General features: G+C 66.0%; 15 protein-coding genes. 4 read left to right on the top strand and 11 right to left on the bottom strand.

The genetic code is table 11. The features are described from left to right. The first annotated feature begins 125 nt into the window (after window positions 1-125). Both argE and MTBLM5_RS03535 read left to right on the top strand, forming a co-directional pair. Entirely contained in the window at window positions 126-1304 is a 1179-nt protein-coding gene (argE, locus tag MTBLM5_RS03540; protein ID WP_256367157.1) for an acetylornithine deacetylase, read from the top strand. Window positions 1305-1308: 4 nt separating this feature from the next. After that, entirely contained in the window at window positions 1309-2271 is a 963-nt protein-coding gene (locus MTBLM5_RS03535) for an SLAC1 anion channel family protein (RefSeq protein WP_173974419.1), read from the top strand. Between the two features lie 3 nt (window positions 2272-2274). Here MTBLM5_RS03535 and MTBLM5_RS03530 read toward each other — a convergent pair whose 3' ends face one another. The 11 genes from MTBLM5_RS03530 to erpA form a co-directional block, all read right to left on the bottom strand. Next, window positions 2275-2910 carry a protein-L-isoaspartate(D-aspartate) O-methyltransferase gene (locus tag MTBLM5_RS03530; RefSeq protein WP_173974418.1) on the bottom strand — a complete coding sequence of 212 codons (636 nt, stop codon included), beginning with the start codon at window positions 2908-2910 and terminating at the stop codon, window positions 2275-2277. A gap of 13 nt (window positions 2911-2923) precedes the next feature. Beyond that, window positions 2924-3703 (bottom strand): 5'/3'-nucleotidase SurE, encoded by a 780-nt coding sequence (gene surE / locus MTBLM5_RS03525; protein ID WP_173974417.1) that lies wholly within the window; start codon window positions 3701-3703, stop codon window positions 2924-2926. 4 nt (window positions 3704-3707) lie between these two features. Continuing rightward, window positions 3708-4970 carry a serine--tRNA ligase gene (gene serS / locus MTBLM5_RS03520; RefSeq protein WP_173974416.1) on the bottom strand — a complete coding sequence of 421 codons (1263 nt, stop codon included), beginning with the start codon at window positions 4968-4970 and terminating at the stop codon, window positions 3708-3710. A 92-nt stretch (window positions 4971-5062) separates the two neighbouring features. Beyond that, window positions 5063-5884 carry a twin-arginine translocase subunit TatC gene (tatC, locus tag MTBLM5_RS03515; RefSeq protein ID WP_371813997.1) on the bottom strand — a complete coding sequence of 274 codons (822 nt, stop codon included), beginning with the start codon at window positions 5882-5884 and terminating at the stop codon, window positions 5063-5065. Beyond that, window positions 5881-6255, bottom strand: coding sequence for a Sec-independent protein translocase protein TatB (tatB, locus tag MTBLM5_RS03510; protein WP_173974415.1), 375 nt, complete (start codon window positions 6253-6255; stop codon window positions 5881-5883). Before tatB ends, tatC begins: the two co-directional genes overlap by 4 nt. A gap of 45 nt (window positions 6256-6300) precedes the next feature. Beyond that, window positions 6301-6540, bottom strand: a complete 240-nt coding sequence (locus MTBLM5_RS03505) for a twin-arginine translocase TatA/TatE family subunit (protein ID WP_068502309.1) — start codon at window positions 6538-6540, stop codon at window positions 6301-6303. Window positions 6541-6621: 81 nt separating this feature from the next. After that, window positions 6622-7689: an ABC transporter ATP-binding protein gene (locus MTBLM5_RS03500; RefSeq protein ID WP_173974414.1), complete on the bottom strand. Its 1068-nt coding sequence runs from the start codon at window positions 7687-7689 to the stop codon at window positions 6622-6624. Then, complete coding sequence (locus MTBLM5_RS03495; RefSeq protein WP_173974413.1) at window positions 7686-9356, bottom strand: iron ABC transporter permease; 1671 nt, start codon at window positions 9354-9356, stop codon at window positions 7686-7688. The genes MTBLM5_RS03500 and MTBLM5_RS03495 overlap by 4 nt, the downstream gene beginning before the upstream one ends. A 93-nt stretch (window positions 9357-9449) precedes the next feature. Continuing rightward, window positions 9450-10109: an SMC-Scp complex subunit ScpB gene (scpB, locus tag MTBLM5_RS03490; RefSeq protein ID WP_173974412.1), complete on the bottom strand. Its 660-nt coding sequence runs from the start codon at window positions 10107-10109 to the stop codon at window positions 9450-9452. Further along, window positions 10106-10900 (bottom strand): ScpA family protein, encoded by a 795-nt coding sequence (locus MTBLM5_RS03485; RefSeq protein WP_173974411.1) that lies wholly within the window; start codon window positions 10898-10900, stop codon window positions 10106-10108. The genes scpB and MTBLM5_RS03485 overlap by 4 nt, the downstream gene beginning before the upstream one ends. A gap of 77 nt (window positions 10901-10977) precedes the next feature. Beyond that, entirely contained in the window at window positions 10978-11307 is a 330-nt protein-coding gene (erpA, locus tag MTBLM5_RS03480; RefSeq protein WP_068502298.1) for an iron-sulfur cluster insertion protein ErpA, read from the bottom strand. 121 nt (window positions 11308-11428) lie between these two features. Here erpA and MTBLM5_RS03475 point away from each other — a divergent pair, with 121 nt between their 5' ends. Continuing rightward, entirely contained in the window at window positions 11429-12610 is a 1182-nt protein-coding gene (locus MTBLM5_RS03475) for a deoxyguanosinetriphosphate triphosphohydrolase (RefSeq protein WP_173974410.1), read from the top strand. Between the two features lie 81 nt (window positions 12611-12691). Continuing rightward, window positions 12692-14425: an arginine--tRNA ligase gene (gene argS, locus MTBLM5_RS03470; RefSeq protein ID WP_173974409.1), complete on the top strand. Its 1734-nt coding sequence runs from the start codon at window positions 12692-12694 to the stop codon at window positions 14423-14425. The last annotated feature ends 1 nt before the right edge of the window (window position 14426 follow it).

The raw sequence follows: 14426 nt of genomic DNA, 5'->3' as shown, positions 1-14426 counted from the left end.
CGCCCGCTATACGGAAATCTCGATCTCTCCCCGAGAAGATCCGATCTCACCCCTGGTCGTGCGCGACCCACACCCCTTATACTGACGAGACCCCCATCCCGTCCCTGTTCGATGAGTGGCCGACATTGAGCCCGACCAGCAAGAATATCACCCCATCCTGTATCGAAATGATCGAACGCTTGGTCAGTTTTGACACTACCAGCCACAAGGAAAACATACAATTAATCCACTTTGCAGCAGACTTCCTTCAGGGGTTGGGCGCCGAAACCCGCCTGACTTGGGACGACAGCAGGCGAAAAGCTAACCTTTTCGCCACCATCGGCCCTTCTGGCTTACCGGGCATCGTGCTGTCGGGCCATACCGACGTCGTGCCGGTTGATGGCCAGGACTGGGAGGGCGATCCCTTCGACGTCGTGCGCCGTGACGACCGTCTGTTCGGTCGCGGCACCGCCGACATGAAAAGCTTCATCGCCATCTGCCTGGCCTTGGCCCCTGAATTCGCCGCCCGCCCGCTGGCGCTTCCGATACACTTCGCCTTTTCCTACGACGAGGAAGTGGGCTGTATCGGCGTGCGCCGTTTGATTTCCGACCTGGGCTCCCTTTCCGTCCGCCCGAAATTGTGCATCGTCGGCGAACCGACCGAGATGCAGGTGATCATCGGTCACAAGGGTAAAAAAAACGTTCTCTGTCACGTCCATGGCAAGGAATGCCATTCGGCGCTGAACGACCGCGGGGTCAACGCCGTCGAAATCGCCGCCGACATGGTGGCCTTCATGCGATCCTTGCAAAAGCGCATCCGCGAGCACGGCCCGTTCGACCATGGCTACGACCCGCCTTACTCGACCGTGCATACCGGCACCATCCACGGCGGCACCGCGCTGAACATCGTGCCGGCCTCGTGCAGTTTCGAATTCGAGATCCGGAACCTGCCCAACCACGATTCCGAGGCGCTGATGGCGGAAATTCGCGGCCACGCCCAGGATCTGGTGCCGGAAATGCTGATGATCGACGGCGCCACCGGCATCATGTTCGACGAATACAACACCACCGCGGGCCTTGATACCGGCGAAGACGACGAAGCGGCGCTGCTGGCCCGGCACCTGTCCGGCGCCAACGGCCCGGCCGGCCGGGTCAGTTTCACCACCGAGGCCGGCCTGTTCCACGCCGCCGGTATTCCGGCGGTGGTCTGCGGCCCCGGCAGCATCGCCCAGGCCCACAAGCCGAACGAATTCATCGAATTGTCGCAAGTCGCCCAGGGCGAGGCCTTCATCCGCCGCCTGCTCGACCACATGACGAGGACCTGACCCCATGAATGCCCCGCAAGCCGCCCCCGTCCTGCCCCACGTTCCCGTCACCATCTTCGCCTCGGTGATGGGGCTGGCCGGTCTGGGGCTGGCCTGGCGCAAGGCCAACGCCTTGCTGGGTTTCCCCGCCATGGTGTCGGATGGGGTCCTGATCCTGGCCGCCCTGGCCTTCCTGGCCTCGGCTGCGACCTATGGACTGAAGGCGTTGCGCCATTTCCACGCGGTGGTGGGCGAATTCAACCACCCGATCCGCTCGGCCTTCTTCTCGACCATTCCCATCAGCATGATGTTGATGGCGGCAGCCCTTCATCCCCATGGGCCGGCCGCGTCCTTCTGGCTGTGGGCGGCGGGCGCCTTGCTGCAATTGGCCCTGACCATCCGACTGATCGTGCGCTGGATGGTCCACAAGCAGGACATCACCCACGTCAATCCCGCCTGGTTCATCCCCATCGTCGGCAACATCATCGTGCCGACCCTGGGGGTTCCGTTGGGCCAGATCGAGATTTCCTGGTTCTTCCTGTCCATCGGCATGGTGTTCTGGCTGCCGCTGATGACCATCGTCCTTTACCGGGTCATCTTCCACGATGCCCTGCCGCCTCGCCTGCTGCCGACCTTGTTCATCCTGTTGCCGCCGCTGGCGGTCGGATATCTGGCCTATGTCGGACTGGTGGGATCGGTCGATCCCTTCGCCCAGGTGTTGGTCAACGGCGCCCTGTTCGTAACCCTGGTGCTGCTGGCCAAGACCAGGCGCTTCGTCAGCCTGCCCTTCGCCTTGTCGTGGTGGGCCTTCACCTTCCCGCTGGACGCTGTGGCCATGGCGGCGATCCAGCACGGCCGACACGCCCCCGATGGGATGTGGCCGACGGTGGGAGTGGCAACGCTGGCGCTGGCCAGCCTGGTGGTCGGCATCGTCACCGTGCGAACGCTGGCGGCCATCGCCAAGGGGGCCTTGTTCGTGCCGGAGTGAGGGTCAGCCCCCCGGCACGCCTTCGACCAGCGGCACGAAGCGGACGGCGCCCAGATGCTGGATGTCGATACCGTCGGCGGTCCGGGTGACCTTGACCAGATCCTGATCGGTGTCGCCCAGCGGCAGGACCATGATGCCGCCGATGGCCAGCTGCTCGACCAGCAGCGGCGGGATGTCGTGGGCGGCGGCGGTGACGATGATGCGCTCGAAGGGGGCCTGTTCCGGCCAGCCGCGGGCGCCGTCACCCACCTTGGCGGTGATGTTGTGGATGCGAAGTGCCCGGAAACGGGCCTCGGCCTCGATCAGCAGCGGCTTGTGGCGCTCGATGGTATAGACCCGGCGGCACAATTGGGCCAGCACCGCCGCCTGATAGCCCGAGCCGGTGCCGACTTCCAGGACCTTCATGCGATCGTTAACCTCCAACGCCTGGGTCATCAGCGCCACCACCAAAGGCTGGCTGATGGTCTGGCTGCAGGCGATGGGCAGGGCGTGGTTCTCGTAGGCCTGATCCAGGAAAGGCTCGGCGACGAACCGGTCGCGCGGCACCTTCTCGATGGCGGCCAGGGTGCGGGTGTCGCTGATGCCCTGCCCGCGCAGTTCCATCAGCAGACGGATGACCCGGGGTTCGGCCACGGCCATCGGGCGCATTCCCTCAGGCCAGGCCCTGCGCCAGCGCGCGCATGGTCTGGCGGTGGGTCAGATCGACGCATAAGGGGGTGACCGACACGGCGCCGCGCAGCACCGCCTCGATGTCGGTGCCCGGCACCGAGGTCTCCTCGGCCCGCTGGGCGCCGATCCAGATATAGGATTCCCCACGCGGGTCGGCGCGTTCCACCAACTCGTCGCCGATCTTGCGCTTGCCCTGGCAGGTCACCTCGATGCCGCCGACATGGGCATGCGGCACGTCGGGGAAGTTGACATTGATCAGCACGTTGGACTCCCAGCCGATGGCCGCGACCCGGCGGATGATTTCCGGTCCCCAATGTTCGGCGGTCGACCAGCGCGGCGGATGGCCGGGATGGAAGAATTGCGAGAAGGCGATGGACGGCACCCCCAGGATGGTCGCCTCCATCGCCGCCGCCACCGTACCGGAATAGGTGACGTCGTCGCCCAGATTGGCGCCGCGATTGACGCCCGACAGCATCAAATCGGGCTTCTTGCCCTTCAACACATGGTTGATGCCCAGCAGAACGGCGTCGGTCGGCGTGCCATCGACGGCGAAGCGCCGCCGCGACACCCGGCGCACCCGCAGCGGGCGGCGGATGGTCAGCGAGTGGCCGGCGGCCGATTGCTCGGTCTCGGGGGCGACCACCCACACATCCTTGGAAATGGCCCGGGCGATCTTTTCCAGCACCTTGATGCCCGGCGCCTGGATGCCGTCATCGTTGGAAATCAGGATGCGGGCGTTGGCGAGGTCGGCGATCGGGCCCATGGCGTCACCCGATGATCTCGAGACCGCCCATATAGGGCCGCAACACATCGGGCACCCGCACGCGGCCGTCGGCCTGCTGGTAGTTTTCCAGCACCGCCACCAGGGTCCGGCCGACCGCCAGGCCCGAGCCGTTCAGGGTGTGGACGAAACGGTTGCCCTTGTCCGAACGGAAGCGGGCCTTCATGCGCCGGGCCTGAAAGTCGCCGCAATTCGAGCAGGACGAAATCTCGCGGTAGCGGCCCTGCCCCGGCAACCACACTTCGATGTCAAAGGTCTTCTGGGCGGAAAAGCCCATGTCGCCGGTGCACAAGACGATGGTGCGATAGGGCAGGCCCAGGCGCTGCAGGATGGTTTCGGCGCATTGGGTCATGCGCTGGTGTTCGGCATCCGACTGGTCGGGATGGGCGATCGACACCATCTCGACCTTCCAGAACTGATGCTGGCGGATCATGCCGCGGGTGTCCTTGCCGGCGGCGCCGGCTTCCGAGCGATAGCACGGCGTCAGCGCGGTCATGCGGATCGGCAATTGGGCTTCGTCCAGGATCTGGTCGGCGACCAGATTGGTCAGCGGCACCTCGGCGGTGGGGATCAGCCAGTGGCCGGTCGAGGTCTTGAACAGATCGTCGCCGAACTTGGGCAACTGGCCGGTGCCGAACAGGGCGGAATCCTTGACCAGGGTCGGCGGGCTCATTTCGGTATAGCCGTGCTCGCCGGTCTGGACGTCCAGCATGAACGAGGCCAGGGCGCGTTCCAGCCGGGCCAGCGCCCCTTTCAGCACCACGAAGCGCGCACCCGACAGCTTGGCGGCGCCGTCGAAATCCATCAGCCCCAGCGTCTCGCCGATGGCATCATGTTCCAGCGGCTTGAAATCGAAGGCGGCAGGCGTGCCCCAGCGGCGGATTTCGACATTGTGGTCCTCGTCGGGACCATCGGGCACGTCGGCGCCCGGCAGGTTGGGCAACGAGGCCAGCAGGGTATCGACTTCCTCGCCCAAAGACTTGTCCTGGGCCTCCAGAAGGGTGATGTCGTCCTTCAACCGGGCGATGTCGGCCATCACGCCCGAGGCGTCCTCGCCCTGCTTCTTCAACAGACCGATCTGCTTCGATGCCTCGTTGCGCCGGGCCTGCATCTCCTGCAGGCGGGTCTGGGCCTGGCGACGCTCGGAATCGAGATGAAGAATTTGGGCGCTGCGGCCTTCCAGGCCCCGGCGGGCCAGGCCGGCATCGAACGCCGCCCCATTATCGCGAATCGCCTTCAGATCGTGCATCGGATTCCATCCACATCAGCAAATACCGGGGCTTGCCCCCGGCCGGTCGAGAGTCTTATGTCTGACCCGTGCCGGGCCGCTCAAGCGCCGCTCTAGCCGTTGAAATCGGTTTCGGGCGGCGGCTCGTCTTCCTCGTCCTCGCCGTCCTCGTCTTCCTTGGCGCGCTTCTTTTCCGCCATGCGGGCCGAAATGATCGAGGCCTCGTACAAGATGACCATCGGAATGGCCAAAGACAATTGGCTGACCACGTCGGGCGGCGTCACCACGGCGGCGAAGACGAACACGCCCACGATGGCGAAACGGCGCTTTTCCGCCAGGCCGGCGGCGGTGACCAGGCCGACGCGGGCCAGCAGGGTCAGCAGCACCGGCATCTGGAAGGCCAGGCCGAAGGCGAAGATCAGGGTCATGATCAAGGACAGCGATTCGCTGACCTTGGCTTCCAGCTGGATCGGCAGTTCATCGGCCTGCGGCACCAGATTCTCGAAGCCCAGCAGATAGGTGTACAGCATGGGCAGAACCAGGAAGTACACCAGGGCCGCGCCCATGGCGAACAGCACCGGCGTCGCGAACAGGAACGGCAGGAAGGCCTGGCGCTCGTTCTTGTAAAGGCCGGGCGCCACGAAGGCCCACAATTGGCCGGCCCATACCGGGAAGCAGATCACCGCCGCCGTGAAGGCCGAGACCTTGACATAGGTGAAGAAGGCCTCGGTCGGCGCGGTATAGATCAGCCGGCGCATGCCGCCCTTGGCCAGCGCCACCGAGGCGTAAGGGTCCATCAGGAAGGCGTAGATATGGGCCGAGAAATAGAAGCAGACCGCGAAGGTGACGATGAAGGCCAGCGCCGACCACAACAGCCGGCGGCGCAGCTCGACCAGATGTTCGAGCAGGGGCATGGTCTTGTCGTCGGTGCTCACGGCGCGGGCGGCCTTGACGGGGTTTCGACCGGGGCGGCCGTGGGCTCGGGCTGGGTGGGGGCCGCGTCAAGCGACGGCAGGCTGGGCGCTTCCAGGCTTTTGGCGATGTCGCCGGTCGGGTCGATGGTCTTTTCGATCTCGCGGCGAAGCGCGTTGGGATCGGTGGCCTTCTCGACCTGGGCCTTCAAGTCCGAGATTTCGGTCTCGCGCACCATGTCATCGACGCCGCGCTGGAACTCGCCGGCCAATTCGCGGGCCTTGCGGGTCCACATCCCCATCTGCCGCAACACGGCGGGCAAGTCTTTCGGGCCGATGACGATCAACGCCACCACGGCCACCAAAGCCATCTCATCCCAACCGACATCGAACATGCGCGATGGTCCCCCAGCGGCGACAAGCCCGGCGTGACGCCGAACCTAGTGCTTGGCCGGTTCCTTTTCGGCCGGCTTCGGCTGGGCCTGTCCGTCGATCTGCGGCGAGCCGGCAGCGGGCGCGGCCGGCGTCGCGGCACCGTCCTCGTCCTCGTTCAAGCCCTTCTTGAAGGCCTTGACGCCCTTCGCCATGTCGCCCATCAGCTTCGGAATCTTGCCCGCGCCGAACAGCAGCAGCACGATGACCAGCACGATCAGCCAGTGCCAGATGCTGAAGCTACCCATGAAACGTATCTCCCAGGCCAAGGGTGAAAAAGGTGTGGGCGCGGATCATCGCAGATGAGCGGGCCAAGAGCAACCGCCCCCTTAAGAATTTCCCGGCTCGGCGGCGTAGACGTGGGCCTGGCTGTGATCCAGGCGGACCGCCAGCCTGGTGCCCTCGGCCGGCATGAAACGACCGGGCACGCGGGCATGCAGGTGCAGCCCGCCGGCCCTCAGGTGGATCAGCGACACCCGGCCCAGCATGCGAGACGCCAGCACCTCGGCAATGCCGGCGCTGTCGGGGACCAGGGTCAGGCCTTCGGGGCGGATCAGCAACTCGGCCGGGGCGCCCTCGCCCAGATCGGGCGCCGCCACCGGGCCGAAGGGCGTCTCGACGGCGCCGTTCCTGACCGTCACCGGGATCAGGTTGACCTCGCCGAAGAACGAGGCGACGAACGGCGTCTCCGGGTTCAGGTACAATTCCTCGGGCGTGCCCATCTGGACCACCCTTCCATCCTTCATCAGGGCGATGGAATCGGCCATGAACATCGCCTCTTCCGGGTCGTGGGTCACCATCAGGGTCGAGACACCCGACGATTTCAGAACATGCAGGGTCTCGTCGCGGACCTGATCGCGCAGGCGCTTGTCCAGGCCGGAGAACGGCTCGTCCAGCAGCATCAGGCGCGGCCGGGGCGCGAGCGCGCGGGCCAGGGCGACCCGCTGCTGCTGGCCGCCCGACAATTGGTGCGGCCACGCCTCGGCATAGGATTCCATGCCGACCTGGCGCAGCATCTCGACCACCCGTTGGGCGCGTTCGGCGCGGGCCATCTTGTCCAGGCCGAAAGCGACATTGGCGGCGACGTTCAGATGGGGAAACAGGGCGTAATCCTGGAACAGGAAGCCGACATTGCGGGCCTCGGGCGGCAGGTGCAGCCCGTCACCCGACACCGTCTGGCAGTTCAGCAGCACCCGGCCCCGGGACGGCCGCTCCAGCCCGGCGGCGATGCGCAAGGTGGTGGTCTTGCCGCAGCCCGACGGCCCCAGCAGGCACACCAACTGGCCGGGCGGCACCGCCAGGGTGACCCCTTGCACCACCGGCTGGGCGCCATAGGAATGCGAGATGGCGTCGAGATACAGACCGGCCGGGCAGGTCTCGGCGGTTCCTTCGGTCATTCTCCTCCTCCGGGGCGCGAACGGGCGATGGCGCGGCTTAAACCGATGACCGGCACCAGGCCGACCAGCACAATGGCCAAGGCCGGCGCCGCCGCATCGGCCAGGCGCTCGTCCGAGGCCAGCGAAAAGGCTCGGACCGCCAGCGTGTCGAAATTGAACGGGCGCATGATCAAGGTGGCCGGCAATTCCTTCATGACATCGACGAACACCAGAAGCGCCGCCGACAGCAGCGAGCCCCGGATGATCGGCACATGGACCCGCCACAAGGTGGCGAACGGGCCTTTGCCCAGGGTGCGCGACGCCGCCTCGATCGAGGCGGTGACCTTGCCCAGCGAGGCCTCGACCGCATTGAACGACACCGCCAGGAAACGGACCAGATAGGCATAGACCAGGGCGGCGACGCTGCCGATCAGCATCAATCCGACAACCTGATTGACAAAGCCCAGCGCCACCAGGGTTCCCACCGCGATTACCGATCCCGGCACGGCATAGCCCAGGCTGGCCAGCCGCACCGCGCCAAGGTTCAGGCCCGACGGATCAAGGCGCTGGGCGTACCCCAGCACCACCGCCACCAGCACCGCAGCCCCCGCCGCCACGGCGGCCAGGATGAAACTGTTGGTCACCAGGCCGGCGAAGTCGGCAGCGAACACCTGGTCGGCCCCGACCTCCCACGACCAGGCGGCCAGGGTGGCGGCCGGAACCAGGAAACCCAGCAGCAGCGGCGCGCAACAGAAGATTTGCGCGGCCAGGGCGCGCAGGCCTTTCAGGCGAAAGCGCGGCAGCGTGCGCCAGCGGCTGGTGGTGTGGTGGGTGCGCCCGGCGCCGCGCGACATCCGTTCCACCAGCACCAGCCCCAGCACGAACACCATCAAGACCGCCCCCAGCTGCGCGGCCACTGCCGGCTGGCCCAGGCCCAGCCAGGTGCGGTAGATGCCGGTGGTGAAGGTATCGACGGCGAAATAATGGACGGTGCCGAAATCGTTCAGGGTTTCCATCAGGGCCAGCGCCACCCCGGCGGCGATGGCCGGACGCGCCAGCGGCAGCGCCACCTCGCGGAAAGCCCGCCACGGGCTGCGCCCCAGGGTGCGGCTGGCTTCCAGCACGCAGACCGACTGTTCCAGGAAAGCCGCACGCGCCAGCATGTAGACATAGGGGTACAGCACCATGGTCATCACCCAGATGGCGCCCCCCAGCGAGCGGATTTCGGGGAACCAATAATCACGGGCCGACGACCAGCCGAACACGGCCCGCAAACCCGACTGCACCGGACCGGCGTAATCCAACAGGCCGGTATAGGTGTAGGCCACCACATAAGCCGGCATGGCCATCGGCAGCAGCAGCGCCCATTCCAGCATGCGCGAACCGGGGAAGCGGCACATGGTCACCAGCCAGGCGACACCGACGCCGCCGAAGGTCACCCCGGCGCCGACGCCGACCATCAGCCACAGGGAATTGACGATGTAATCGGCCAGCACCGTGGCGGCCAGATGGGCCCATACCTCGCCCGAGGGCGCGAACAGATGCCCGGCCACCACCAGAACCGGCGCACCGACCAGGATGGCGATCACCAGCGACGCCGCACTCCAGCCGGAAAAGCGCCGGGCCGGCGCGGTCGGCACCGGCGCGACGGGATCATGGAAGGTTTCGGCAAGGTCGAGATCGGCCATCGGTCCGTCGAAGCAGGAAGATGCCCCCACGGATCATGCGGGCTTGGCCAGGATATTGCCAATCACTCGCAATTGGCAACGCCGGATTGCCCCCTACTCCGCCAGGCCCAACACCTCGTCATCGTCCTCGCTGTCCAGCAGGTCCAGTTCGGGCTCGGCTTCGTCCTCGTCGGTATCGACAGGGATCAGGCCATCGACGGCGCGATTGCCATAGGCGTCGGCGGCCGGGCGGGCATCAAGCAGGCCGGCGGCCTTCAGTTCCTTCAAGGACGGCAGATCGTCCAGGCTTTCCAGACCGAACTGATCCAAAAAGCCGTCCGAGGTCCCCCACAGAAGCGGCTTGCCGGGCGAGCGCCGCCGGCCGCGCGGCCTGATCCAGCCGGCCTCGAACAACAGGTCCAGCGTGCCCTTGGACAGGGCGACACCGCGCACCTCCTCGATCTCGGCGCGGGTGATCGGCTGGTTGTAGGCGATGATCGCCAGCACCTCGATGGCGGCGCGCGACAGGCGGCGGGCCTGGACCTGCTCGACCGCCAGGCGGCCGGCCAGGTCGTCGGCGGTGCGAAACGCCCATTTTCCGCCCCGACACACCAGATTGACGCCGCGACTTGCATAATCTTGCTGCAAATCAACCAATATGGCGGCGACATCGGTATCGGGTGGCAGATTGTCGGCCAGGGTCCGCTCGTCCAACGGCTGGTGGCTGGCGAACAGCAGGGCCTCGACCAGGCGGATGTGATCGGGATCGGTCATGCCGCCACCCCGCCGGCCTTGATGTAGATCGGCGAATAGGGTCCGCCATCCTGGCGCAACTGCACCCGGCCCTGCTTGGCCAGTTCCAGGGCGGCGATGAAGGTCGAGGCGATGGCCGACTTCATCTTCAACGGGTCGCCCAGGATGGCCGGCAGATAGGACGACAGCACCGACCAGTCGGGCATGCGGCCCAGCATGCGCTCCAACCGGCGCAAAGCGTCCTCGACCGAATAAAGATCGGGCGCCTCGATATGCAGCGTGCGCACCGAGGTCCGCACCACATGGTCGGCATAGGCCTTCAGCAGGTCGAACAATTGCACGTCGTACAGCGAGCGGGTGACCACCTCGATTCCTTCCGGTTCGCCGCGGGCGAAGAAATGCCGGCCCAGTTGCGGCCGGCCCATCAAGGCGGTGCCGGCACTTTGCATCGCTTCCAGCCGGCGCAGGCGGAAGGCCAGGATTTCCGCCATCTCGGCGGCGGTCGGCTGCTCGCCCGGCTCGGGCTCGGGTTCGGGCAGCAGCAGGCGCGACTTCAGATAGGCCAGCCACGCCGCCATCACCAGATATTCGGCGGCCAGGTCCAGATGATGCTGGCGGACGCGGGCGACGAATTCCAGATATTGGTCGGCCAGCTTCAGGATCGACAGCTTGGCAAGATCGACCTTCTGCTCGCGCGCCAGGGCCAGCAGAACGTCCAGCGGCCCCTCGAATCCGTCGAGATCCAGCAGCAGCCGTTCGCCCGGCTGCTCGGCCGGCCCGTGTTCGTCGGCCTGGAAAACGTCGCCCTGCATGATCACGCTATATCTTGTGTCACCAACATGATGACACACCATAACATGACCCTGCGGGAAAAAGCCAGGGGACCCGCTTAAGCCGAGAAGCTGGAGCCGCAGCCGCAGGTCGAGGTGGCGTTGGGATTGCGGAACTGGAAGCTGGCCCCCATCATGTCTTCCACGAAATCCAGCTCGGTGCCGTCCAGGAAGCTCATCGAGGTTTCATCGACCACCAGCTTGACTCCGTGCTGTTCCGAGACGACGTCGTCGTCATTGACCTTGTCGTCAAGGGTGATGCCGTACTGGAAGCCCGAGCAGCCGCCGCCCGACACCGCCAGACGCAGCATCAGGTTGGGCTTGCCTTCGATGGCGATCAGGGACTGGACGCGCTCGGCGGCGCTGATGGTCAGGGACACGTTGGACATGGATTTTCGGACCTCGAATTCGGTGTCGGAATGCGGAATTGTTCCAAAACTACCAAATGGGCATGCGCCCCGTAAAGTCCAACCGGTTGCATGGGCCGATGCGCGCTTGTAGTGTCCTGGCATGAACAGCTTCCTCGCCCCCTATGCCTGTCAGGCCGGCGCCTCGCGCGGGCGGCTGCATGCCGAACCGGAAAGCAGCACGCGCACGCCGTTCCAGCGCGACCGCGACCGCATCATCCATTCCGCCGCCTTCCGCCGCCTGCAATACAAGACCCAGGTCTTCGTCTATCACGAGGGCGACAATTTCCGCACCCGCCTGACCCATTCGCTGGAAGTGTCGCAGATCGCCCGTTCCATCGCCCGCGTCCTGGGCCTGGACGAGGATCTGGCCGAATCGCTGGCTTTGGCCCACGATCTGGGCCACACCCCTTTCGGCCATGCCGGCGAGGACGCGCTGCAAGAGGTGCTGGCCGATTTCGGCGGCTTCGACCACAACGCCCAGTCGCTGCGGGTGGTCACCAAGCTGGAACGCCGCTATGTCGAGTTCGACGGCCTGAACCTGACCTGGGAGACGCTGGAAGGACTGGTCAAGCATAACGGCCCCTTGACCGGGCCGCTGGCGGTCAAGCCCGACAAGGTGCTGCCGGGCGCCATCACCGAATATGTCGCCCGCCACGATTTGGAACTGGCCACCTTCGCCAGCGCCGAGGCCCAGGTGGCGGCCCTGGCCGACGACATCGCCTATAACAACCACGACATCGACGATGGTTTGCGGGCCGGCCTGTTCACCATTCGCGACCTGGCCGACGTGCCGCTGGTCGGGCCGGTGTTCCGGGCGGTCGCCGCCGAATACCCCGATGCCGAGTTGTCCTTGCATATCCACGAGGTGGTGCGCCGGATGATCGGCATGATGATCCTGGACTGCATCGCCGAGACCAGACGGCGCATCGACAAGCACAAGCCGGAAACGGCCGCCGATGTGCGCGCCCTGCCCGAACCATTGGTGGCTTTCTCCGACGAGATGCGGGCCAATGACCGGGCGTTGAAGGCGTTTTTGTTCCCCAACATGTACCGCCACTTCACCGTCAACCGCATGACCAGCAAGGGCCGCCGGGTGGTGAAGGACCTGTTTCATCTGCTGCATGCGGAACCGGAATGCCTGCCGCCCGAATGGCGCCGCCTGTCCGACGGGCCGGGCACCGCCAAGACCGCCCGGGTGGTGGCCGACTATATCGCCGGCATGACCGACCGCTTCGCGCTGGACGAACATCGGCGGCTGTTCGACATGCAGGAAAAGCCGTAAGCGGCGGTCAAAGGTGGACAGTCGCGCCCGTGGATGGCACAGTCCGGCAGCCCTGCGGCAACCCTGGTGAAACCGAGAGACATGAACCTTTTCGCTGCCTTCCGCGACGACATCGTCGCCATTGTCGACCGTATCGTTCCCGGTCTGGATACCGCCCGCGTCACCGCCGAGCCCCCGCGCGAGGCCGCCCACGGCGACGTCGCCACCAATGCCGCCATGGTGCTGGCCAAGGCCGCCAACATGAAGCCGCGCGACCTGGCGGAAAAGTTGGCCGCCGAGCTGCGCCAACTGCCCGCCGTCACCGATGTCGAGATCGCCGGCCCCGGCTTCATCAATCTGCGCCTGGCCGATTCCTTCTGGGCCGAGCGGCTGGCCGACATCGTCGCCGCCGGCCCGGCTTACGGCGCGGGCGCGCCCAAGAACCACCGGGTCAATGTCGAATATGTCTCGGCCAACCCGACCGGACCGATGCATATCGGACACGCGCGCGGCGCCGTGGTCGGCGACGCCTTGGCCTCGCTGCTGGCCAAGGCCGGCTTCGACGTCACCCGCGAATATTACATCAACGATGCCGGCGGCCAGATCGACGTGCTGGCCCGCTCGGCTTACTTGCGCTATCGCGAGGCCTTGGGCGAAGACATCGGCGACATCCCCGAGGGCCTGTATCCGGGCGAGTATCTGAAGCCCCTGGGCCAATTGCTGGCCGACCGCTTCGGAGCCGATCTCAAGGCCAAGGACGAGGCCGAAGGCCTGGCCATCATCCGCCCCATCGCGGTGGACGCGATGATGGACATGATCCGCGACGATCTGGCGGCCTTGGGCGTGGTGCACGACGTCTTCACCTCGGAACGCGGCCTGGTCGAGGGCGGCAAGGTCGATGCGGCGCTGGCCTTCCTGGAAGAGCGCGGCGAGGTCTATACCGGCATCCTGGAGCCGCCCAAGGGCAAGGTCCTGGATGATTGGGAGCCGCGCCCGCAGGTGCTGTTCCGCGCCACCCAATTCGGCGACGACGTCGATCGCCCCTTGAAGAAGTCCGATGGGTCGTGGACCTATTTCGCGTCCGACATCGCCTATCACCAGGACAAGTTCCGCCGCGGCTTCGCCGACCAGATCGACATCTGGGGCGCCGACCATGGCGGTTACGTCAAGCGCATGCAGGCCGCCGTCAAGGCGGTCAGCGAGGGCCAGGGCGCCCTGGACGTCAAGCTGTGCCAGATGGTCAATCTGCTGAAGGGCGGCCAGCCCTACAAGATGAGCAAGCGGGCCGGCACCTTCGTCACGCTTCGCGATCTGGTCGAAGCGGTCGGCAAGGATGTGGTCCGCTTCATCATGCTGACCCGCAAGAACGATGCCCACCTGGATTTCGACCTCGACAAGGTGCTGGAACAGTCGCGCGACAATCCGGTCTTCTATGTCCAATACGCCCATGCCCGCTGCCAATCGGTGAGCCGCCACGGCGCCGCCCTGTGGCCCGACCAGGATTTGTCGGGCCAAGCGTTGGCCAAAGCGGCTTTGGGCCGCTTGACCGATCCGGCCGAGCTTGGTTTGATCAAGCTGCTGGCCGGTTGGCCGCGTCTGGTCGAAAGCGCCGCCGAGGCCCACGAGCCGCACCGCGTCGCCTTCTACCTGACCGAGGTGGCGGCCGGCTTCCACGGCCTGTGGAACAAGGGCAAGGACGACGTTCAGCTGCGCTTCCTGCTGGAAGAGGACCGCGAGCTGTCGGTCGCCCGTCTGGCCCTGTTGAAGGCGGTGGCGGCGGTGATCGCGTCGGGCCTGGCAATCTTCGGCGTCGAGCCGGTGGAGGAAATGCGCTGAC

The organism is Magnetospirillum sp. LM-5, from assembly GCF_902729445.1.
Taxonomy (GTDB): Bacteria; Pseudomonadota; Alphaproteobacteria; order Rhodospirillales; family Magnetospirillaceae; genus Magnetospirillum.
This window is presented reverse-complemented; position numbering and strand designations above follow the sequence as displayed.